The organism is Kitasatospora sp. NPDC008050 (assembly GCF_042957465.1).
Classification (GTDB): Bacteria; Actinomycetota; Actinomycetes; order Streptomycetales; family Streptomycetaceae; genus Kitasatospora.
Map to the genome: position 1 here is coordinate 89,061 of NZ_JBIBIJ010000008.1, position 23,333 is coordinate 112,393.

Below are 23,333 nucleotides of genomic sequence, written 5' to 3' on the forward strand. Positions count from 1 at the left end.
CCGGTCGGGCAAGCCGTAGGGGCCCGTCCGGCAACCCGTAGGGCCCGTCCCGCAACCCGTAGGGCCGGTCCGGCGGATGCTGCCGGACCGGCCCCGGTCCAGACACGACCGCCCCCTCGGACCGGGACGGTGCTCCGGTCCGAGGGGGCGGTCGAGCTCTCGCCGGGTCAGTACCCGGTCAACACCCGGTCAGTACCCGGTCAGTTCAGCCCCAACTCCTCGTCCAGCAGGCTGAACAGCTCGTCCGCGGTGGCCGAGCCGAGTTCGGTGCCGGCCGCGGGCTCGCCACCGGCCGCCGCCGGCGGCTGCTGGGTCTCGGTCCACATCGACAGCAGGGTGCGCAGCCGGCTGGTGATGCCCCGGTGCTCCTCCTCGCCGGGGGTGAGCCCGGCGAGAATCGACTCCAGGCGGTCCAGCTCCGCACCGATCGGCAGGGCCGGGCCGCCGGCCGCCTCGGCCTCGCGGGTCTGCTCGCGCAGGTAGCCGGCCAGCGCCACCGGGGTCGGGTAGTCGAAGATCAGCGTGACCGGCAGCCGCACCCCGGCCTGCGCGCCCAGCCGGTTGCGCAGGTCGACGGCGGTCAGCGAGTCGAAGCCCAACTCGACGAAGCCGCGCTCCGGTTCGATCGCCCCGGCGCTGCCGTAGCCCAGCACCGCGGCCACCTGCCCGCGGACCAGGTCCAGCAGCAGCCGGTCCCGGTCGGCGTCCGGCAGCCCCCGCAGCCGCTCGGTGAGCGAGCGCTCCTCGGGCGCCGCCGCGGCCGTGGCGGTGGCTGCCGGGCGCCGGGCCGGGATCCGGACCAGGCCGCGCAGCAGGTGCGGCACCCGCTCGGGGTCGCCCTGGCCACGCAGCACCGCGGTGTCCAGCCGCATCGGCACCAGCACCGGATCGTCCAACCCGAGGGACAGCTCGAAGAGTTCGATGCCCTCCTTGGGCGCCAGCGGCGCGAACCCGGCCCGGACCAGCCGTGCCGTGTCCGCCTCGTCCAGGCCGCCGGCCATGCCGCCCTCGGTGGCCCACAGGCCCCAGGCCAGTGCGCCGGCCGCCAGGCCCTGCGCCCTGCGGTGCTGGGCCAGCGCATCCAGGAAGGTGTTGGCGGCGGCGTAGTTGCCCTGGCCCGCGCCACCGAAAACACCGGAGGACGAGGAGAACAGGACGAACGCGGACAGCTTCTGATGCCGCGTCAACTCGTGCAGGTGCCAGGCCGCGTCCACCTTCGGGCGCAGCACGGCGTCCAGCCGCTCGGGTGTCAGCCCGGCGAACACTCCGTCGTCGAGCACACCGGCGGTGTGGATCACGGCGGTCAGCGGCCGGGTGTCCGGGATCGCCGCCAGCAGGGCGGCGAGCGCCTCGCGGTCGGCCGCGTCGCAGGCCGCGATCTCCACCTGGGCCCCCGACTCGCGCAGTTCGGTGGCGAGTTCGGCCGCGCCCGGGGCATCGGCACCACGGCGGCTGGTGAGCAGCAGGTGCCGGGCGCCGTGCTCGGTCACCAGGTGGCGGGCCACCAGTGCGCCCAGCGCGCCGGTGCCGCCGGTGATCAGCACGGTACCGGCCGGATCCAGCACGGTCGCCCGCTCGGTCGGCCCGGCGGCCACCCGGCCGAGCCGGAACCCGTACAGGACGCCCGCGCGGACGGCGAGTTGCGGCTCGCCGCCGACCAGCGCGGCGGACAGCGCGTGCTGCGGGTCGGCGGCCGCGTCCAGGTCGACCAGCACGATCCGGTCCGGGTGCTCGGCCTGGGCGGCGCGCAGCAGACCCCACACCGGGGCGTGCACCAGGTCGGCCGGGCCGTGGTCCTCGGCGGTGGCCACCGCGCCCCGGGTGGCGACGATCAGGCGGGTGTCGGCGAGACGGTCCTCGGCGAGCCAGGCCTGGACCAGCTCCAGGACCTCCCGGACGGCGGCCCGCGCGGCAACACCGGTACCGGTACCGGTACCGGTGTTGCCGGCGGCGTCCACGCTGTCCGTGGTATCCGTGATGTCCGGTGCGAAGCACGGGAGCACCACCGCCTCCGGCAGCTCACCACCGGCGAGCAGCGCGGCCAGGTCGGCGTGGACCACCGGCCCGTCGCCGAAGGGCTCGCCGCCCAGCACCGCCCAGCGGGCCGGTGACGCGCCGACGGCCACGGGCGGCAGGGCCACCCACTCCGGACGGAACAGCGCGTCGTGGAAAGCGCCCTGTGCGCCGCGCAGTTGACCGGCCGACACGGCCCGCAGCACCAGCGCGTCCACCGAGGCCACCGGACGCCCGGTCCCGTCGGCCAGCTCCAGCGCCACCGCGTCGGCCCCGGCCGGCGTCAGCCGCACCCGCAGCTGCGCCGCGCCGGTGGCGTGCAGCCGGACCCCGCTCCAGGAGAACGGCAACCGGGCCCGGCCCGCCTCCTGGTCGGCTCCCTCGCCCACACCGCCCCGAACCGGCCCCAGCGCAACTCCGTGCAGCGCGGCATCCAGCAACGCCGGGTGCAGGCCGAACGACGCGGTGTCCAGGCCCGGCCGCCGCGGTCCCTCCGAGGCCGCCGGGTCGGCGGGCCGGATCTCCGCGAAGACCTCGTCCGCGCGCCGCCAGGCCCGGCGCAGGCCCTGGAAGAGCGGGCCGTACTCCAGACCGGCCGCCGCCATCCCGGTGTAGAAGTCGGCGAGGTCGACCGGCTCGGCACCGGCCGGCGGCCACTCGGCGAGGTCGACGGCGGCGGGCTGCGCGCCGGTGGCGAGCAGCCCGGTGGCGTGCCGGGTCCAGGGCTCCTCGGCCGGGGACTGCTCCGGGCGCGAGTGCAGGGTCAGCGGGCGGCAGCCGGAGGCGTCCGGCACGCCGATCGTGATCCGCACCTGCACCCCGCCGCGCTCGGGCAGGACCAGCGGCGCGGCCAGCGTGAGTTCCTCCAGCAGCTCGCAGCCGACCTGCTCGCCCGCCCGCAGCGCCAGCTCGACGAAGGCCGTGCCCGGCAGCAGCACCGCGCCCAGCACGGCGTGGTCGGCCAGCCACGGGTGGGTGGAGAGCGCGAGTCGGCCGGTGAGCACGAAGCCGCCGGTGTCCGGCAGTTCGACCGCCGCACCGAGCAGCGGGTGCCCGGTCGGGTCGACACCGGCGGTGGCCAGGTCACCGAGCGAGACGCCCATGTCCAGCCAGTACCGCTCGCGTTGGAAGGCGTAGGTGGGCAGGTCCACCCGGCAGGCGCCCCGGCCGGCGAAGACCGCCGCCCAGTCGACGGCCACGCCCTGCACATGGGCCCGGGCCAGCGCCGTCAGCAGCGCCGGCGCCTCCGGGCGGCCCGCCCGCAGCACCGCCACGAACAGCGCCGGGCCGGCCACGCACTCCTGGCCCATCGCGCTCAGCACACCGTCGGGGCCGAGCTCCAGGTACCGGGTGACGCCACGATCGGCCAGGGTCTCGATCGCCTCGGCGAACCGGACGGCCTCGCGGACGTGGCGCACCCAGTAATCGACAGTAGCCAGGTCCGCGTTCCGGTCGAGCGTGGAGACGATCGGGATCCGCGGCGCGTGGAAGGTCAACCGCTCGGCCACCGCGCGGAACTCCGCCAGTATCGGCTCCATCAGCGGCGAGTGGAACGCATGGCTGACGGTCAACCGCTTGGACTTGCCGCCCAGTTGACCCACCACCTCCGACACCGCCGGCTCGGCGCCCGAAAGCACCACCGAGGCCGGGCTGTTGACGGCCGCGATGCCCACGTCCGCGCGGCCCGCCAGCAGCGGCAGCACCTCCTCCTCGCCCGCCCGCACCGCCACCATCGCCCCACCGGCGGGCAGCGCCTGCATCAACCGGCCACGGGCGGCCACCAGTTCGGCCGCATCCGCCAGCGAGAGCACGCCCGCCACATGCGCGGCGGCCAGCTCGCCGATCGAGTGCCCCGCCAGGAAGTCAGGGCGCACGCCCCAGGATTCGACGAGGCGGAAGAGCGCCACCTCGATCGCGAAGAGCGCCGGCTGGGTGTACTCCGTCCGGTCGAGCAGCGCGTCCGCGTCCTTCAGCGGCACCGCCAGATACCGGTCCAGCTCCGCGCGGACCGCGTCGTAGGCCTCGGCGAACACCGGGAAGGCGTCGTACAGTTCAGCCCCCATCCCGGCCCGCTGGCTGCCCTGCCCGGTGAAGAGGAAGGCGGTCCGCCCGGTACCGGCCGAGCCCTGCACCAGGCTCGCGCCGCCCGGCGCCCCGGTCGCCAGCGCCTCCAGCGCGTCCAGGAACTGCGCGCGGTCGTCGGCCACCAGCACCGCGCGCTGCTCCAGCGCCGCGCGCCCGGCCGCCAGCGAGTAGCCGACGTCGAGCGGCCGCGCCTCGGGCTGCTCCAGCAGCCGGGCGCGCAGCCGGGCGGCCTGCGCCCGCAGGGCCGGCTCACCCTTGGCGGAGAGCACCCAGGGCAGCGCCTCGGGCAGCACCTCGGGCAGCATCGCGGCCCGGTCGCTGGGCGGGACCGCTGCCGGCTCGATCGCCGGTTCGGGGTCCGGTGCCTGCTCCAGGACGGTGTGCGCGTTGGTGCCGCTGATCCCGAAGGAGGACACCGCCACCCGGCGCGGCCGCCTGGTCTCCGGCCACGGCCGCGCCTGGGTCAGCAGCTCCACCGCGCCCGAGGCCCAGTCGACCTGCGGCGAGGGCTCGTCCACGTGCAGCGTCTTCGGCAGCACCCCGTGCCGCATCGCCAGCACCATCTTGATGATGCCCGCCACTCCGGAGGCCGCCTGGGTGTGCCCGAGGTTGGACTTCACCGACCCCAGCCAGAGCGGCCGCTCGGCGGTGTGCTCACGGCCGTAGGTGGCCAGCAGCGCCTGCGCCTCGATCGGGTCGCCCAGCGGGGTACCGGTGCCGTGCGCCTCGACCGCGTCCACCTGGTCGGCCGTCAGTCCGGCGTTCGCCAGCGCCGCCCGGATCACCCGCTGCTGCGAGGGGCCGTTCGGTGCCGTCAGACCGTTGCTCGCACCGTCCTGGTTGACCGCCGAGCCGCGCACCACCGCGAGCACGGGGTGCCCGTTGCGCCGCGCGTCGGAGAGCCGCTCGACCAGCAGCATGCCCGCGCCCTCGCCCCAGCCCGTGCCGTCCGCCGCCGCGGCGAAGGACTTGCAGCGGCCGTCGGCGGCCAGGCCGCGCTGGCGGCTGAACTCGATGAAGGTGCCGGGCGTGAACATCACGGTCACGCCGCCGGCCAGCGCCATCGTGCACTCGCCGTTGCGCAGCGCCTGCACCGCCAGGTGCAGGGCGACCAGCGAGGAGGAGCAGGCGGTGTCCACGGTGACCGCCGGGCCCTCCAGACCGAAGGTGTAGGAGACCCGCCCCGACACGACGCTGCTGGAGCCGCCGGTGCCGAGGTAGCCCTCGACCTCGTCGGGCGCGGACCGCAGCCGGGTGCCGTAGTCGTGGTACATCACACCGGCGAAGACACCGACCGAGCTGCCGCGCACACGCGCCGGGTCGATGCCGGCCCGCTCGAACGCCTCCCAGCCGGTCTCCAGCAGCAGGCGCTGCTGCGGGTCCATGGCCAGCGCCTCGCGCGGCGAGATCCCGAAGAACGCCGGGTCGAAGTGGCTGGAGTCGTAGAGGAACCCGCCCTCGCGGGTGTACGAGGTGCCGAGCGCGTCCGGGTCCGGGTTGTAGAGCTCGTCCAGGTCCCAGCCGCGGTCGGCGGGGAAGCCGGAGATCCCGTCCCGCTCGCCGGCGATCAGCTGCCACAGCTCCTCGGGCGAACGGACCCCGCCCGGGTAGCGGCAGGCCATCGCGACGATGGCGATCGGGTCTCCCCCAGCCTGACGGCCGGGAGGTGCCCCCATCTCCTCCGCCACCGTCCGGGTGGCGTACTGCTGCTCCTGCGGGGCGACCTCGGGCAGCGAGCCGAGCAGTTCGTCGCGCAGGTGGCCGGCCAGCACGGTCGGGTTGGGGTAGTCGAAGATCAGCGTGGCGGGCAGCCGCAGGCCGGTGACGGTGTTCAGCTGGTTGCGCAGTTCGACCGCCGTCAGCGAGTCGAAGCCCAGCTCCTTGAAGGCCCGTCCGCCGTCGACGGCCTCGGCACCGGAGTAGCCGAGGACGGCGGCGATCTGGCCGCGCACCAGGTCGAGCAGCGCCTGCCGCTGTTCGCCGGCCGGCAGCGGGGCCAGCCGGGCGACCAGCGCGGACTCGCCGCCCGGCGCAGTCGCCGTGGCCGGTGCCACGCTGCGGCGCAGCGGGGCCCGGACCAGCGCGCGCAGCAGCGTGGGCAGCTGCCCGGCCGCCGCCTGCTCGCGCAGGGTGGCGGTGCGGATGTGCATCGGCACCAGGACGGCGCCCTCGGCCGAGAGCGCGGCGTCGAACAGTGCCATGCCCTCGGCCGAGCCGAGCGCGCCGAGACCCGAACGTTCGAGGCGGGCCAGGTCGTTGGCGTCCAGGTGGCCGCTGACGCCGCTGCGCTGCGCCCACAGCCCCCAGTCCAGCGAGGTGGCCGTCAGCCCCCGGGCCCGTCGGTGGTGCGCCAGCGCGTCCAGGAAGGCGTTGGCGGCGGCGTAGTTGCCCTGCCCCGGTCCGCCGAAGAGGCCGGCGGCCGAGGAGAAGAGCACGAACGCCGACAGGTCGAGCCCGGCGGTCAACTCGTGCAGGTTCCAGGCGCCTTCGGCCTTCGGCCGGTACACCCCGGCGATCCGCTCGGGGGTGAGCGAGGCGAGCACACCGTCGTCGGCGATGCCCGCGGTGTGCACCACGGCGGTCAGCGGCTGCGCCAGCTCGCGGCCGAGCAGCTCGGCCAGCGCCGCACGGTCGGCCGCATCACAGGCCGCGACCGTCACCGAGGCGCCGAACTCGCCCAGCTCCGCGACGAGTTCGGCTGCACCCGGAGCCTCGGCGCCACGTCGGCTGGTGAGCAGCAGGTGCCGGACGCCGTGCTCGGCCACCAGGTGGCGGGCGAGCAGCGCGCCGAGCGTGCCGGTGCCGCCGGTGATCAGGACGGTGCCGGTCGGCCCGAAGGCGGCGCTCTGCGCCTGCGGCGCGGACTCCACCCGGGCCAGCCGCAGTGCGTGCGGCGCCCCCTGACGGATCGCCAGCTGCGGTTCCTCGTGGGCCAGCACGGCGGTCAGCCCCCGGGCCGAGGCGGCGTCTTCGTCCACGTCGACCAGGACGATCCGGGCCGGGTTCTCGGTCTGCGCCGAGCGCAGCAGGCCCCAGGCAGCGGCGTGTGCCAGGTCGATGACGTCCGGGTCGGCGGCGGTCGCCACCGCGCCCCTGGTGACCAGCACCAGCTGCGTGTCGGCCGTCCGCTCCTCGGCCAGCCAGGACTGGGCCAGCGCGAGCACCCGGTTCACGGTGGCGAGCACCGCCTCGGGCAGGTCCGCCGCCGGGTTCGGCGACGCCAGGCAGGGGACGATCACGGCGTCGGGCAGCGTGCCGCTCGCCAGCAGCGCGTCCAGGTCGGGGTGGACGGGCAGGTCGCGGTCGAGGCCGTCCAGCGCCCCGGCCCCGTCACCCAGCACCGCCCAGCGCTCATCCGCCGGGGCGGCGGCCGGCGGCAGCGGCACCCACTCCGGGCGGAACAGCGACTCCTGGAACGCGGCCTGCGCCGAACGCAGTTGCTCGGCCGACACGGCCCGCAGCACCAGGGTGTCGACCGCGGCCACCGGACGTCCGGCCTCATCGGCCAGCTCCAGCGAAACCCCGTCCGCCCCGACCCGCGCCAGCCGCACCCGCAGCGCCGAAGCGCCGACCGCGTACAGCGACACACCGGTCCAGGAGAACGGCAGCCGGCCGTGCCAGTCGGTCTCGCCGTCGGTGTCGGCCATGCCCAGCGCGTGCAGGGCGGCATCGAGCAGCGCCGGGTGCAGGCCGAACAGCGCGGCCTCGGCCCGGGCCCGCTCCGGCAGGCGCACCTCGACGAAGACCTCGCCCGCGCCGCGCCAGGCCCGTCGCAGGCCCTGGAAGGCCGGGCCGTACTCGAATCCCAGCTCGATCAGGCCCTCGTAGTGGCCGGCCAGCTCGACCTCGGTGGCACCGGGCGGCGGCCACTGGGCGAGCTCGAACTCGGCGGGCGCTCCGCCGGTGGCGAGCAGACCGGTGGCGTGCCGGATCCACGGCTCCTCGGCCGGGGCCTGCTCGCGCCGCGAGTGCAGGCTCAGCGCCCGGCGCCCGGCCGGATCCGGGGCGGCCACCGTCAGGCGCAGTTGCACCCCGCCCGGCCCGGCCAGGATCAGCGGCGCCGCGAGGGTGAGCTCCTCCAGCAGTTCGCAGCCGAGCTGTTCGCCCGCGCGCACCGCCATCTCGACGAAGGCCGTGCCGGGCAGCAGCACGGTGCCCATGACGGCGTGGTCGGCCAGCCACGGGTGGGTGGCGAGCGCGAGCCGGCCGGTGAAGACGTAGCCGCCGGAGTCCGGCAGTTCCACCGCCGCACCGAGCAGCGGGTGGTCGGTGGCGCCGAGGCCCGCCAGGGTGACGTCCCCGGCACCCAGCGCCGGGACGTCGGGCCAGTACTGCTCGCGCTGGAACGCGTAGGTGGGCAGGTCGATCCGCCGGGCGCCCTGGCCCGCGAAGAACGCGTCCCAGTCCACCGGCACGCCCTGGACGTACGCCCGGGCGAGGGCGGTGACCACGGCGCGCGCCTCGGGACGGCCCGTGCGCAGCACCGGCGCGAAGAGCGCGTCCTCGGCCAGGCACTCCCGGCCCATCGCGCTCAGCACACCGTCGGGGCCCAGCTCCAGATAGCTCGTGACCCCTTGGTCCGCCAGCAGGCTCATCGCGTCGGCGAACCGGACGGCCTCGCGGACGTGGCGCACCCAGTACTCGGCGGTGGTGAGATCGGCCGTCCGGTCGAGCGTCGAGACGATCGGGATCGCCGGTGCGTGGAAGGTCAGTTCGGCGACGACGGCGCGGAACTCCGCCAGCATCGGCTCCATCAACGGCGAGTGGAACGCGTGGCTGACGGACAGGCGCCTGGACTTGCCGCCCAACTGCCCGGCCACCTCCAGGACCGCCTGCTCGGCACCCGAAAGCACCACCGAGGCCGGGCCGTTGACGGCCGCGATGCCCACGTCCGGGCGGCCCGCCAGCAGCGGCAGCACCTCACCCTCGCCCGCCTGCACCGCCACCATCGCCCCACCGGCGGGCAGCGCCTGCATCAACCGGCCACGGGCGGCCACCAGTTCGGCCGCATCCGCCGGCGAGAACACACCCGCCACATGCGCGGCGGCCAGCTCACCGATCGAGTGCCCCGCCAGGACGTCCGGTCGCACGCCCCAGGACTCCAGCAGCCGGAACAGCGCCACCTCCAGCGCGAAGAGCGCCGGCTGCGCATAGCCGGTGCGGTGGATCAGCTCGCCGTCGGCGGCGAACATCACCTCGCGCAGCGGGCGGTCCAGGTGCTGGTCCAGGTGCGCGAGGATCTCGTCCAGCGCAGCCGCGAACACCGGGTACGTGTCGTACAGTTCGGCGCCCATCCCGAGCCGCTGGCTGCCCTGTCCGGTGAACAGGAACGCCGTGCGGCCCAGCGCCGCCGTGCCCTCGACCAGCCCCGGGGCCTGCTCGCCCGCGGCCAGTGCGGCCAGCGCGGCCCGCCATCCGTCGGCGTCCTCGGCCAGCACGACCGCCCGGTGCTCCAACGCCGCCCGGGTGGTCGCCAGCGAGTAGCCGACATCCACCGGCCGCGCCTGCGGCTGCTCCAGCAGGTGCGCGGTCAACCGCTCGGCCTGCCCCGACAGCGCCGCCGCCGTGCGGGCCGACAGCGGCCACGGCACCACCGCAGCCGCCACCGTCGCCTCGGCAGCCGGTTCTTCGGCGAACTCCGGCGCTTGTTCCAGCACCGTGTGCGCATTGGTGCCGCTGATCCCGAACGACGAGACCGCGGCCCGACGCGGCCGCCCGGTCTCCGGCCACGGCCGCGCCTGGGTCAGCAGCTCCACCGCTCCCGAGGCCCAGTCGACCTGCGGCGAGGGCTCGTCCACGTGCAGCGTCTGCGGCAGCACACCGTTGCGCATCGCCAGCACCATCTTGATGATGCCCGCGACACCGGCAGCGGCCTGGGTGTGGCCCAGGTTCGACTTGACCGACCCCAGCCAGAGCGGCTGGTCCCCGGGGCGGCCCTGGCCATAGGTGGCCAGCAGCGCCTGCGCCTCGATCGGGTCGCCCAGCGCGGTGCCCGTCCCGTGTGCCTCCACCGCGTCGACCTGATCGGCCGTCAGACCGGCCGAGGCGAGCGCCTGCTGGATCACCCGCTGCTGCGAGGGCCCGTTGGGCGCCGTCAGACCGTTGCTCGCACCGTCCTGGTTGACCGCCGAGCCCCGGACGATCGCGAGCACCGGGTGCCCGTTGCGCCGCGCGTCGGAGAGCCGCTCGACCACCAGCATGCCCGCGCCCTCGCCCCAGCCCGTGCCATCGGCCGCCGCGGCGAAGGCCTTGCAGCGCCCGTCGGCCGCCAGCCCGCGTTGACGGCTGAAGTCGATGAACGAGCCGGGCGTGGACATCACCGTCACACCGCCGGCCAGCGCCAGCGAGCACTCTCCGGCGCGCAGCGCCTGGATCGCCCAGTGCAGGGCCACCAGCGAGGACGAGCAGGCCGTGTCCACGGTGACCGCCGGCCCCTCCAGCCCCAGGCTGTAGGAGACCCGGCCCGACATCACGCTCGCCGCGTTCCCGGTGCCGAGGAAGCCTTCGGAGCCGTCCGGGGCGGTCAGGATCAGCGGCAGGTAGTCCTGCCCGTTGGTCCCGGCGAAGACCCCCGTCCGGCTGCCCCGCAGCGACGCCGGATCGATCCCCGCCCGCTCCAGCGCCTCCCAGGAGACCTCCAGCAGCAGCCGCTGCTGCGGGTCCATGGCCAGCGCCTCGCGCGGCGAGATCCCGAAGAACCCCGCGTCGAACGCCCCTGCCGCCGCCAGGAAGCCGCCCTCCCGCACGTAGCTGGTGTCCGGGTGCTCCGGGTCCGGGTGGTAGACGGCGTCGAGGTCCCAGCTGCGATCGGTGGGGAAGCCGGTGAGCGCGTCCGTGCCCTCGGCCAGCAGCCGCCACAGCTCCTCGGGCGTGCTCACCCCGCCGGGGAACCGGCAGGCCATGGCGACGACGGCGATCGGGTCGTCCGCGTCCGCCGGGCTGCTCGGGGCAGCCGCGGCCGTCCTGGTGTCCACCACCGTGCCGAGGAGTTCGACGCAGAGCTGTTCGGCCAGCACGGTCGCGTTCGGGTAGTCGAAGACCAGGGTCGCCGACAGCTTCAGGCCGGTCAGCGCGGCCAGCAGGTTGCGCAGCTCGACGGCCGTCAGCGAGTCGAAGCCCAACTCGCGGAACGCGCGCGCCGGTTCGACCGACTCCGGCCCCGGATGGCCGAGCACCGCGGCAACCTGGGTGCGCACGAAGTCCAGCGCGATCCGGCCGCGTTCACCCTCCCTCGCCACCGCCAGCCGCTGCCGCAGCGACTCGCTCTGCGCCGCCGGCGCCCCGGTCCGCGCCTCGGAGGCCGCCAACGCACGTGCGGCTTCGGGTAGTTCATCGAAAAACGTGCTCGGCCGGATCGCGGTGTACTGCGGCGCGAACTGCTCCCAGTGCAGGTCCGCGACGAGCGAGTACGTCTCGTCCTGGTCCAGTGCCTGCCGCATCGCGGCGATCGCGAGATCCGGCGCCAGCGCCGACAGGCCGCCCCGGCGCAGCCGCTCGGTGACCACCTCGTCCACCGCCATACCGCCCTCGGCCCACGGGCCCCAGGCCAGCGACGTCGCCGGCAGTCCCGCCGCCCGCCGCTGCTCGGCGAGCGCGTCCAGGAAGGCGTTCGCCGCCGCGTAGTTGCCCTGGCCCGGGCCGCCGAAGGCGCCGGCGAAGGAGGAGAAGAGCACGAACGCGGACAGGTCCAACTCACGGGTCAGCTCGTCCAGATGGACCGCCGCGGCCACCTTCGGACGCAGCACGCCCGCCAGCCGCTCGGGCGTCAGCGCATCCAGCACACCGTCGTCCAGCACACCGGCCGCGTGCACCACCGTCGTCAGCGGGAACTGGGCCGGCACCGCCGCCAGCACCTCGGCCAGCGCGGCGCGGTCCGCCACATCGCAGGCCGCCACCGTCACCCGCGCACCGAGCGCGGTCAGCTCGGCCGCCAACTCCGCCGCGCCGTCGGCCGCCAGGCCACGCCGGCTGGTCAGCACCAGATGCTCCGCCCCCGCCCGCGCCAACCACCGCGCCACCTGCGCACCCAGCGCACCCGTGCCGCCCGTCACCAGCGCGGTCCCGCGCGCGACGAACCCCGGCGCCACCGCCTCGGCCCTCGGCACACGCACCAGCCGGCGAGCCAGCACGCCGCAGGAGCGGATCGCCAGCTGGTCCTCCTCGCCCAGTCCGCCCAGCACCGCGAGCAACCGGGCGGGCGCCCGCTCATCGGTCGGTTCCGGGACGTCGACCAGACCGCCCCAGCGCTGCGGATACTCCTGCGCCACCACCCGGCCCAGACCCCACACCTGCGCCTGCACCGGCGATGCCAGCCGGTCCGAGCGCCCGGTCGACACCGCACCCCGCGTCACGCACCAGAGCGGCGCCTCGACCCCGGCATCGCCCAACGCCTGCACCAGCGCCAAGGTGCCGGCCAGTGCCGCCGACACCGACGGCGAGTCGGCGCACCCGCCCTCCTGCAAGGCGAGGAAGGAGAGCACCCCGGCGACCGGTTGCCCGTCGGCCAGCAGCCCGGCCAGCTCGGCCCGTCCTGCCGCCGCCGCATCGACCTCGATCTGACGGACCGTCACACCCTGGGCGCCGAGCACCCGCCCGGCGGCGGCGGCCCACTCCTCACCGGCCGGCGCCACCACCACCCAGCGCCCCGCCGGGACGGACCGGGGGGCCTGCGTGGTCGGCCGCCACCCGATCCGGTACCGCCAGCCCTCGACCGTGGAGCGCTCACGGCTCTGCCGCCGCCACGCGGTCAACGCGGGCAGCACCGAACTCAGCGGCAGATCCCCCGCCACCGCCAAGGTGCTGGTCAGCGCCTCCAGATCACCACGTTCCACCGCCTCCCAGAACCGCGCCTCCACGCCGTCCCCGCCGGGCTCCCCGGCCGCTCCGGCCTCCGCCCACGCGGCAGCGGTCGGCCAGTAGCGGCGCCGCTGGAAGGCATAGGTGGGCAGGTCCACCCGGCGGGCGCGGCGGTCGGCGTAGCAGGCCTGCCAGTCAACGGCCGTGCCGCGCACGAAGATCCGGGCCAGGGCGGTGGTCAGCGCCCGGACCTCCGGACGGTCGGCGCGCAGCACCGGTGCGAAGACCGCCTCCCCGGCCAGGCACTCCTGGCCGAGCGCGCTCAGCACCCCGTCCGGGCCCAACTCCAGGAAGCTGGCGACCCCTTCGGCCTCCAGCGCCCGCACCGCGTCGGCGAAGCGCACCGCCTCGCGGACGTGCCGCACCCAGTAGTCGGGCGTGGACAGCTCCTCGGCGGCGGCCGGCCGCCCGGTGAGCGTGGAGACGATCGCGATCCGCGCGGGCTCGAAGGTCAACTCCTCGACCACCGCGCGGAACTCGGCCAGCATCGGCTCCATCAGCGGCGAGTGGAACGCATGGCTGACCGTCAGCCGCTTCGTCTTGCGGCCCAGCTGCTCCGCGACCTGAAGCACCGCCGCCTCGGCGCCCGAGATCACCACCGCCGACGGCCCGTTGACCGCGGCGATCCCCACCTCCGGGCGGTCGGCCAGCAGCGGCAGCACCTCGTCCTCGCCCGCCTGAACCGCCACCATCGCGCCACCAGCGGGCAGTTGCTGCATCAACCGGCCACGCGCCGCCACCAGCCGCGCGGCATCGGCCAGCGAGAGCACGCCCGCCACATGCGCGGCCGCCAGCTCGCCGATCGAGTGCCCCGCCAGGAAGTCCGGCCGCACACCGAAGGACTCGACCAGCCGGAACAGCGCCACCTCCAGCGCGAACAGCGCCGGCTGGGTGGAGGCCGTCTCGTCGAGCAGCGCGTCGGCCTCCTTCAGCGGCACCGCCAAGTGCCGGTCCAGCTCCCCGCGGACCGCGTCGTACGCCTCGGCGAACACCGGGAACGCGCCATACAACTCCGCCCCCATACCGGCGCGCTGACTGCCCTGCCCGGTGAACAGGACGCCCAGCTTGCGCTCGGCCACCGAGCCCCGCACCAGAGCCGCGGCCGGCTCGCCCGCCGCCAGGGCCCGCAGCCCCTGCAGGAACTCCGCACGGTCGTCGGCCACCAGCACCGCGCGCTGCTCCAGCGCCGCCCGGCCGGTGGCCAACGAGTAGCCCACGTCCAGCGGTTGAAGGCTGGGATCGGCCTCCAGCCGCTCCCGCAGCCGGGCCGCCTGCGCACGCAGCGCCTCCTCGGTGCGCCCGGCCAGCGGCCAGGGCAGCACGGCCGGCGCCGAGCTCGTCGGAGTCCCGTCAGCCTCCCCGGCCGCCGTCTCGTCGGTCTCCGTCTCGTCGGTCTCCTCGACCGGGGCCTGCTCGATGATGGTGTGCGCGTTGGTGCCACTGACCCCGAACGAGGAGATGCCCACCCGGCGCGGCGCCCCGGTCCGCGGCCACGGCCGCGCCTGGGTGAGCACCTCCACCGCGCCCGAGCCCCAGTCCACCTGCGAGGAGGGCTCGTCCACGTGCAGTGTCCTCGGCAGCACGCCGTGCCGGATCGCCATCACCATCTTGATCAGGCCCGCCACGCCCGCGGCGGCCTGGGTGTGGCCCAGGTTCGACTTGACCGAGCCGATCAGCAGCGGCCGGTCGGCGGGACGGCCCTGGCCGTAGGTGGCCAGCAGCGCCTGCGCCTCGATCGGGTCGCCCAGCCGGGTGCCGGTGCCGTGCGCCTCGACGGCGTCCACCTGATCGGGCGTCAGCCGGGCACTGGCCAGCGCCTGGAGGATGACCCGCTGCTGGGAGGGGCCGTTCGGCGCCGTCAGACCGTTGGACGCGCCGTCCTGGTTCACGGCGCTGCCCCGCACGATCGCCAGCACCGGATGCCCGTTGCGCCGTGCGTCGGAAAGCCGCTCGACCAGCAGCATGCCCGCGCCCTCGGCCCAGCCGGTGCCGTCGGCGGCGTCCGCGAAGGCCTTGCAGCGGCCGTCGGCGGCCAGCCCGCGCTGACGGCTGAAGTCGATGAGGTTGCCGGGCGTGTTCATCACCGTGACGGCCCCGGCCAGCGCCAGCGAGCACTCGCCGTTGCGCAGCGCCTGCACCGCCAGGTGCAGCGAGACCAGTGAGGAGGAGCAGGCGGTGTCGACGGTGACGGCCGGGCCCTCCAGGCCGAAGGTGTAGGAGATCCGGCCGGCGAGCACACTGGCCGCGTTGCCGGTGCCGAGGTAACCCTCCACGTCGTCGGTGGAGTTCAGCAGGACGGCCAGGTAGTCCTGGCCGTTGGTCCCGGCGAAGACACCGGTCCGGCTGCCGTGCACCGACAGCGGGTCGACGCCGGCCCGCTCGAACGCCTCCCAGGCCACCTCCAGCAGCAGCCGCTGCTGCGGGTCCATCGCCAGCGCCTCGCGCGGGCTGATGCCGAAGACCGCCGGGTCGAACTCCGCGACCCCGTGCAGGAAGCCGCCCTCGCGCGTGTAGGAGGTGCCGACGTGGTCCGGGTCCGGGTGGTAGAGCGTCTCGACGTCCCACCCGCGGTCGGCCGGGAACTCGGAGATCGCGTCCTGGCCGCCGGCAACCAGCTGCCACAGCTCCTCGGGCGAGCCGACCCCGCCCGGCAGCCGGCAGCTCATTCCGACGATGGCGATCGGCTCCTGGTCCTTCGCCTCCACCTCGCGCAGCCGCAGCCGCGTCTGTGCCAGGTCGGCCGTCACCCGCCTGAGATAGCTGCGGAGTGTCTCTTCATTCGCCATTTCGTGACCTCATTTGCGGCATTCCGGAATCCGCGCTGCGCGCGGGTGCGCCCACGCAGAAGGTTTTTCCGAAGCTCTCGGGTGGGCGGCGAAACGTTCGACACGGCGCTTTCCGCCGTCACGGTAGGGCGGCCGCATCGGGCGCCCAACCCCTAACCTGCCCCTAGGGTCGGCCTGCTCGGGGTTGGCCGGCCGCCGAACAGGGGGTGCCGGGGTCGAATAGGAGGTCGTGCGGGAAGCCGCGCATTTCCGGCGCACCTACGCTGGACGCGAGCGGAATATGCGAAGCACTCGCATGGGGGAATGCGCCGTGTCATCCACCGGGGAGATGTGTTGAACGAGATGCCTCAGACGCCCGCGCAGCGCGTGGAGATCGACCGGTCGGCGGCGCCCGCCCGGGAGCCGGGGCCGATCGACATCCGCCGCTACTACGCGCACCCCGCGTACTCGGGCATCGCGACCTTCATGGGCGTGCCGCTCTGCCTCAACCAGGAGGACCTGCGGGCCGGGAACGTCGACGTGGCCGTGCTGGGCATCCCGCTGGACTCCTCGGTGGGCCACCGCGGCGCCTCGTACGGCCCGCGGATGATCCGCGCGGACGAACGCTACGTCTTCAACACCCCCGAGGCCGTGATCAACGCCAGCACCCGGATCAACCCGTTCGACGTGCTCAAGGTCGTCGACTACGGCGACGCGGCCGTGGACCCGTTCAGCACGCCCAACTCGATCGGCCCGATCCGGTCGCTGGTGCGCGAGATCGCCGAGGTCGGCGCGGTGCCGGTGCTGCTGGGCGGCGACCACTCGCTGCTGTGGCCGAGCGTCGGCGCGCTGGCCGACGTGTACGGCCCGGAGAAGATCGGCGTGATCCACTTCGACGCCCACCCCGACTGCCACGACAGCCAGTTCGGCCACCAGGTGACCCACAGCACCCCGATCCGGCGGATCATCGAGGACGAGAAGATCCCGGCGGGCAACGTGGTCCAGGTCGGGCTGCGCACCATCACCGGCCCCGACAACCAACTCTTCCACTGGATGCGGCGACAGGGCATGAAGTCGCACTTCATGGCCGAGATCGAGCAGATCGGCTTCACCGCGGTGCTGGAGAAGGCGATCGCCGAGGTTCAGGAGAACGCCGAGTTCGTCTATCTCTCGCTGGACATCGACGTGCTCGACCCGGCCTTCGCCCCCGGCACCGGCACCCCCGAGCCGGGCGGCCTGACCACCCGTGAACTCTTCCCGGCCTTCCGCCGGATCTGCCACGAGACCAAGGTCATCGGCATCGACGTGGTGGAGGTCGCCCCGCACCTGGACCACGGCTACTCCACCACCATGAATGCCCGCCGCGCCATCTTCGAGGGCCTGACCGGCCTGGCGATGAACCGCCTGAAGATCGCCGGACCGAACTACCTCAACCCGATCGTCTCCGGCCAGGTCAAGTTCCCGATGGGCTGACCCCCGCCGGGGACTCCCGGCCCCAGCCCCAGCCCTGGCCCTGGCGGAGCCGGGGTGCCGCCCGCACCCCCGTGACGGGCGGCACCCCGGGTCGGTGAAGCCCGGCAGGAGCGTCAGGACCGCAAGGACCGTCAGGCGAGCCTCCGGCAGAGGCCCTCCACCCGGTGCTGGGTCAGCACCTGCTGCTGCCTGCCCGGGTGGAAGCCGACGCTGAGGTGCGAGGTCCTGGGCACCTCCCAGAGGGAGCTGCCGTCGCTCCGGTGGTAGCGGGTGCCGCGGCCGCTCTGGTCGCGGTCCACCGTCTTCCCGCTGTTCACGTTGATTGGGAACGCCGGGACGGTACGGCGGTGCACATCGCTGGCCTCCTGAGGCTCTGATCGGGATGGCCGCCCCCTGCCGGGCGGGCCGCGTCCTGGCTATCGTCGGACCGGAGAGAACCCGGCGCGATGCTTTCGGCCAGGGCCGAAACCTCGGGCCCCGGCACGAGCCCGGGTTGCCGTCCAGGGCCACTGCCCGGGACGGCTGGCCGAGGCCCTGAAGCCAGGCCACGGCCAGCCGCTCAGGCTGGCGACTTAGAGGTCGCACAGATAGGCGACAGCTTTGTCCGGTGGGCAGGCGTGGCAAATGCAGGTTCCGTGATCACGGAGTGTCATGGCCCCGTGATCACGGAACCTGCGATTGCGCCGGGTGGGGCACCGTCACACCGTTGCTGCTGCTGCCTGCAGTGCAGCCGTCGCGCCGCGGCCGATCGGGTCGCCGTGCCCGAAGACCGCCGTCTCGACCTCCAGCTTGGCCAACCGGTGCAGCGACTCGATGGCACGGGCGCGGTCGGTATTGAAGACACCGAGCATGGTCCGGCCGACGTTGGCGACCGTATCGCCAGTGAACAGCACGCCTGGTCCAGGCAGGTGGAGCGCGATCGACCCCTCCGTGTGTCCAGGTACCGCGATGACCACAGCCCCGCCACCGAAGTCCAGGATGTCGCCGTCCTCGACTTCCCGGTCCACCCGGCACGGTGGAGCTGGCGGCAGCGGCGGAAGAGCCGCTCTGATAGACAGCTCGAACTCCTCCAGTACCGCTGGCGCCCCGGTCGCCTCGCCCCGGATCACCGGAGCCTCCAGCCGATGCGCCACCACCTCCGCCCCGTGCCTGGCGGCCAGTTCGGCGGCCGAGCCCGCGTGGTCCTCATGCCAGTGCGTCAGCACGATCCGCCGCAGTTCGCCCTCCAGCACTTCCTCGATCTCCGTCGCGCAGTCCGCCGTCCCGGTATCGATCAGGGTCAGCTGATCGCCGTCCCGCCACAGATAGGCGGTCCCTACCGGGAAGCGGAGCATGTGCAGCATCGGCCGTACTTCGATCACATCCATACCCCCAGCCTGCGCGGCCGGGCCCGCCGCTATGCCTTCGTTCGCTGACAGCTCACCAGGTGTGCGGGATGTGATCCAGCTCGCCCATGCGCGTCTCCATGCGGCCGGGGGACGCAGATGGGTGCCTGCTCATGGTCGGCATCGGGGCGCGCTGCCCAGCGGTGACTGGTCCAGGCTCGGCGGATCAGGCTGCGTACGATGACGCCGGGCACAGTGCCTGACAGCGCGCCGGGTGCCACTGGTGTACGTCGATCCCGCGTACACCTCGCAGACCTGCGCCGACTGCCACCACATCGACAAGAGGAACCGGGTCTCCCAGGCCCTGTTCATCTGCCGGTCCTGCGGGGTTGTTGCCCACGCCGACCGGAACGCGTCCCGCAACATCGCCGCACGCGGCGCTGCTGTGTGGCCGGCGGGGCGTGCGTCACGCGTCCCAGCACCCACAGAGGTACTCAGACGGAGGAGGCCACGCGGCAGCCAGCCGCGCCCTACCTCCAAGCCCGGTCGTTTACGGCCGGGTCAAATTGACGTCACGGATGCCGCACGTCTGCCCATCCGGGAAGGCCGCAACGGCCGGACGCCGCGCCGACCGGGAGGCTGCGGACCACGGGCGAAGGTGCGCACGGGTATCACCCCGAGGGCTTGACCACCGTCGGGAGTTGAGACACGCGGGCGGTGGTCCGGCGACTGGTTCGGTAGCGGCCCGGGGTCGTTCCGATGATGCCGGTGAACGCCGCGATGAAGCTGCTGGGGTTGGCCCATCCGCAGGCGTAGGCGGTTTGGGTGGTGTCGTGGCCGTCGGCGAGGAGCACGAGCGCGTGGTGGACGCGTAGCTGGGTGCGCCACTCGTAGAAGGTCATGCCGAGTTCGTTGCGGAACAGTCGGCTGAGGGTTCGGGTGCCGGCTCCGATCGTCTTCCCCAGTTCGGCCAGCGTGGCGTTGTCCGCAGGCGTCTCGTGCAGCATCCGGGCGATGGCTTGCAGTCGGTCGTCCCGTGGTTCGGGCAGGTGCAGTGGCTGTTCGGGTGCTTCGCGGAGTTCATCGACGAGGACTCGAAGGAGGCGAGAGCGCGCGGAGCGGCCACCGGGGCCGTAGTCGGGCGCGGCGGGCTCGTAGTTGCGGGGGCCGGTCAGGGCGAGCAGGACCTCGCGGGCGAGGCCGGAGGCCAGGAACACGGCGGGGTGGTCCGGTATGAGCCGGGCGAGGGACGGCGCGAGGAAGACGATCCGCATATCGGTGTCGCCGTGGGCGCGGTGGCAGTGCGTGAACCCGGCGGGGGTCCAGGCGACCCGGTTGGCGGGGACGATCGACGTGCCGCGCTCGGTGTGCACTGCCAGGACGCCGCTGGCTGCGTAGACCAGGTGTCCCCGGTCGTGCGACTGCACCGCACTTGTCTCGCCGGATGGCCGCAGGTGGCGCCCGCCGGACGGCCACACATGTGACGTCACTCCGGCGATCCCCCGAGGTTGGCCGTGAACAGGCATCAGTTGGCGTCCTATCGCTAACAAGCCACACCTTGATCCCGTGACACTACCTGTATGCGCAGTGGCCGTCAGTCGCGCGAAAGCGCCTGACCGCACCCCCGTGTCATCAGGGCAGCGTGCCTCGATGCCGCGGCTTGAGAGAGAAGGAGAAAACGCATGGCGACGTTCGTCCTTGTGCCCGGCGCCTGGAAGGGCTCCTGGTCGTTCGAGGCGGTGGTTCCGCTGCTGGAGCGTGCCGGTCACACCGTTCACGCCCTGACCCTGACCGGCCTACGGCCGGACGACGACAACGCGACGGTGGCGACCGCCAACCTCGACACGCACGCCGACGACGTATTGCGGCACCTCGATCGCCACCACATCACCAACGCGACGCTGGTCGGCCACAGCTACGCCGGGATGGTGATCGCCGCCGCCGCCGACCGCGCCGGCGGCCGGATCTCACGGCTGGTGCATCTCGACGCCTACGTACCGCGCGACGGCGAGTCGTGCTGGTCGTCAACGAACGAGCACTTCCGGGAGGTGTTCGCGGCCGGCGCCGCGGCCACCGGCTACGCCGTCCGGCCGCCGGACGGCGGCGATCCCCGCCGCCGTCCGCATCCCCTGGCCTCGTTCCTGCAGAGGATCCGGCTCACCGGAACGCTCGCCCAGGTCCCCCGCCGGGAGTTCGTCTACTGCTCGGGTTGGGAGGACAAGACGCCGTTCGCCGAACTCCGCACCCGGCTCCAGGCCGATCCCGCGTGGCAGGTCCACGACCTCCCCACCGGACACGACGCGATGCACGAGGCCCCGGAGGCGGTCGCCGCACTACTGCTCGGCGGATGAACCGCGGCCGCACCGAGCGGCGGTGCCGATCGGGCCCACCGGCGATCAGTGGGTGGGCCCGGTCCAGTCGGCGGGCCGATCCGACCGCCCGGTCGGGCGACAGGCCGACGGTGAGCGGAGAAGGCAGGATTCGAACCTGCGTGGGCTTGCGCCCGACCGAGGCCTGAGCCCCGGCCCCCGATCAACCACTCCGGGCACCTCTCCCCCAGGAACCGGCCGTTTCACTCGCTGCGGCCTGTCCCCGTGTCACCAACCATGGCCTGTCCCACTGACCTGTCACTGACGCTCTCCTGACGCTGCGTCAGAGATTCGGCAAGAGGCCCCCGCCGACCGAGACGGCGATCCCCCGTGGACCCGGTCCGGGTCATCCGCGATCGTGACGCCCCTGGGCCTCGGTGCGCAGTCGGTGGCGAGTGCGCATCAGGATCCGGCCGAGCATGTTCCGGCCGGTGCCGGTCCTGCCGCGGCCCCAGTAGTGGTCGGTGCCGGTGTCCTCGACGATCTCCTGATCGCCGGTGGACAACAGGATGCCGCGGATGTCCGCATGCGCCGCGAACTTGGCCGCCACGGCACGACGCATCACGTCGTCCCTGACGCGGTCCCAGTCCCGCCGCAGTGGTTTGGCCGGGTCGCGGCCCAACTCGGCCGCGCGCAACGGCGTACGGGCCCCACGGATGAGCTCGGCGTGGCGGGTGCCGATGAACTTCTGTGCTTGGAAGTAGTGTTCGGAGGTCGGCCACAGGTGCCCGTCGAGGTCCAGGCTGTGCGCGGAGAAGTTCGAGAAACAGCCGTAGGGGACCTCGTCGGCACCGTAGAAGTAGATCGTCATCCGAACCTCGTGACAGTCGCGGGAAGCCGCACCGTCTCAGGTCCTGCGCTGTGCCCGCAATCGGATTTCGCCCGTGTGCCCCTGCACCGGGGCCGCCGCAGTGGCGGTGCGGTGGCGGTGCGGTGGCGTTCAGAGGCGGTGCGGAGGAGGTGCGGAGGCACACCGGGCGAGCGGTGGTTACGGCGTGGGGTCGGTGGGGCAGAAGGTCCGGTCGATCAGAGCCATGACGGTCGGGACGAGGGCCGCGGACTTGGCCGGGTCGTAGGGGGTCACCGAGACGGCGATCTGGCGGGTGCCACTGCGGTCGCCGAACACGTAGGTGGTGTAGCCGTAGATCCCGCCCGGGTGGCCCCAGACCGCGCCGCACGACAGCGGGATGCGCATCAGGCCCAGGCCGTACTCGGAGGGCGGGTCGGCGATGGCGGGGACGGTGGTGGTCATCTCGGCGAGCTGGGCCGGGGCGAGCAGGCGGCCGCCGAGCAGGGCGGCGTTGAACCGGGTCAGGTCGTCGGTGGTGGAGATGATCTCGCCGGCGGACCCTGCCACCGACGGGTTGAGCTCGGTGATGTCGGCGGGGCCGGCGGTCAGGGCGAGGTAGCCGTGGGCGTGCGGGCCGGGGATCGAGGTGGCGGTGCCGGGCAGGTAGGTGTGGCGCAGGCCGAGCGGGCGCAGGATCCGCTGCTGGACCTCGGTGCGCCAGGAGTGGCCGGTCACCTTGCCGATCAGCTCGCCGACCAGCAGGTAGTCGGTGTTGGAGTAGTGCCAGCCCTGGCCGGGGGCGAAGTAGGGCGGGTGGCCGGTGGCGACGGCGATCAGCTGCTGCGGGGTGTAGGTGTGCCAGCGGTCGGTGGCGACCAGCTGTTCCTGCTCGGCCTCGGTGTCCTCGGCGAACCGCGGATCCTCCGTGTAGTCGAAGATCCCGGCGGTGTGGTTGAGCACCTGACGCACCGTGATCGAGGCGCCGTCCGGGACCACGCCGGGCAGGTAGCGCTCGATCGGGTCGTCGAGACCGAGCTTGCCCTCGGCGGAGAGCTGGAGCGCGACCGTGGCCAGGAAGGTCTTGGTCGCGCTGCCGATCCGGAACCGCCCCTCGACCGGGTCCGGTGCCTTGCTGGCGAGGTCCCGCAGCCCGGCGGTGCCGCGCCAGGCGACCTGGCCGTTCTGGCGGATCTCGGCGATGGCGCCGATCGCACCGGCCTGGGTGGTGATCGCCTCCAGAGCCTTCTGGAGGGCGGCGCCGTCCGGGCGGCTCGCCGCCGGGGTGGCGGCGCCCGCGGCCGGTGCGAGCGCGAGCACGGTGGCGCCCGCGAGCAGCCCTGCGGCCAGGCGAACGCCGCGCCGCGACGTGGTCCTGCTGTTCGTCATGCGAATCTCCCTCTCTCGACGACTGCCGAAGGAAACGGCGCACGCCAGCTTCACGGTCCGGTCACCGATTCCGCATCGATCCGCGGAAGGAGATGCCCGGAGAACTCTCATCCTCCGGTGCCGACTTGAGGCAGGCCGCAAGAAGGCGGCAGAGAGGCAACGGGGAAGCAGCCGGGCGGCCGCGGGCGGCTTCGGGACGTTGCCGCGGCGGAATTTCCGTCGGCGGCCCCGGGGTCACCCCGACTTCGGGGCCATGCGACTGAGCTGTGCG

At 73.8% G+C, this 23,333-nt stretch carries 8 protein-coding genes, 1 tRNA gene and 1 pseudogene; 3 read left to right on the top strand and 7 right to left on the bottom strand.

Going from position 1 to position 23,333, the window contains the following annotated elements; all coding sequences use genetic code 11:
* Positions 1-200: 200 nt before the first annotated feature.
* Positions 201-15,701, bottom strand: a complete 15,501-nt coding sequence (locus ACFZB9_RS17800) for a type I polyketide synthase (RefSeq protein ID WP_391448576.1) — start codon at positions 15,699-15,701, stop codon at positions 201-203.
* Positions 15,702-16,082: 381 nt separating this feature from the next.
* On the opposite strand from ACFZB9_RS17800, the gene ACFZB9_RS17805 reads away from it, so the two are divergent.
* Positions 16,083-17,192 (top strand): agmatinase family protein, encoded by a 1,110-nt coding sequence (locus ACFZB9_RS17805; RefSeq protein ID WP_391448578.1) that lies wholly within the window; start codon positions 16,083-16,085, stop codon positions 17,190-17,192.
* Between the two features lie 131 nt (positions 17,193-17,323).
* Here the strand turns inward: ACFZB9_RS17805 and ACFZB9_RS17810 are convergent, their stop codons facing one another.
* Positions 17,324-17,509: a hypothetical protein gene (locus ACFZB9_RS17810; protein ID WP_391448127.1), complete on the bottom strand. Its 186-nt coding sequence runs from the start codon at positions 17,507-17,509 to the stop codon at positions 17,324-17,326.
* Between the two features lie 381 nt (positions 17,510-17,890).
* Positions 17,891-18,559 carry an MBL fold metallo-hydrolase gene (locus tag ACFZB9_RS17815; protein ID WP_391448129.1) on the bottom strand — a complete coding sequence of 223 codons (669 nt, stop codon included), beginning with the start codon at positions 18,557-18,559 and terminating at the stop codon, positions 17,891-17,893.
* Positions 18,560-18,782: 223 nt separating this feature from the next.
* Between ACFZB9_RS17815 and ACFZB9_RS17820 the strand changes: the two are divergent.
* Positions 18,783-18,998 (top strand): annotated as a pseudogene (locus tag ACFZB9_RS17820) (zinc ribbon domain-containing protein); the annotation flags it as partial.
* Between the two features lie 190 nt (positions 18,999-19,188).
* On the opposite strand, the gene ACFZB9_RS17825 reads toward ACFZB9_RS17820, so the two are convergent.
* On the bottom strand, positions 19,189-19,944 hold the full coding sequence (locus tag ACFZB9_RS17825; protein ID WP_391448131.1) for a helix-turn-helix domain-containing protein: 756 nt from the start codon (positions 19,942-19,944) through the stop codon (positions 19,189-19,191).
* Between the two features lie 255 nt (positions 19,945-20,199).
* On the opposite strand from ACFZB9_RS17825, the gene ACFZB9_RS17830 reads away from it, so the two are divergent.
* Entirely contained in the window at positions 20,200-20,868 is a 669-nt protein-coding gene (locus ACFZB9_RS17830; protein ID WP_391448133.1) for an alpha/beta fold hydrolase, read from the top strand.
* 115 nt (positions 20,869-20,983) lie between these two features.
* Here the strand turns inward: ACFZB9_RS17830 and ACFZB9_RS17835 are convergent.
* The 3 genes from ACFZB9_RS17835 to ACFZB9_RS17845 form a co-directional block, all read right to left on the bottom strand.
* A tRNA-Leu gene (locus ACFZB9_RS17835) sits at positions 20,984-21,072 on the bottom strand.
* 160 nt (positions 21,073-21,232) lie between these two features.
* On the bottom strand, positions 21,233-21,697 hold the full coding sequence (locus tag ACFZB9_RS17840) for an NADAR family protein (RefSeq protein ID WP_391448135.1): 465 nt from the start codon (positions 21,695-21,697) through the stop codon (positions 21,233-21,235).
* A gap of 177 nt (positions 21,698-21,874) precedes the next feature.
* Positions 21,875-23,062: a serine hydrolase domain-containing protein gene (locus ACFZB9_RS17845; RefSeq protein ID WP_391448137.1), complete on the bottom strand. Its 1,188-nt coding sequence runs from the start codon at positions 23,060-23,062 to the stop codon at positions 21,875-21,877.
* Positions 23,063-23,333: the final 271 nt, after the last annotated feature.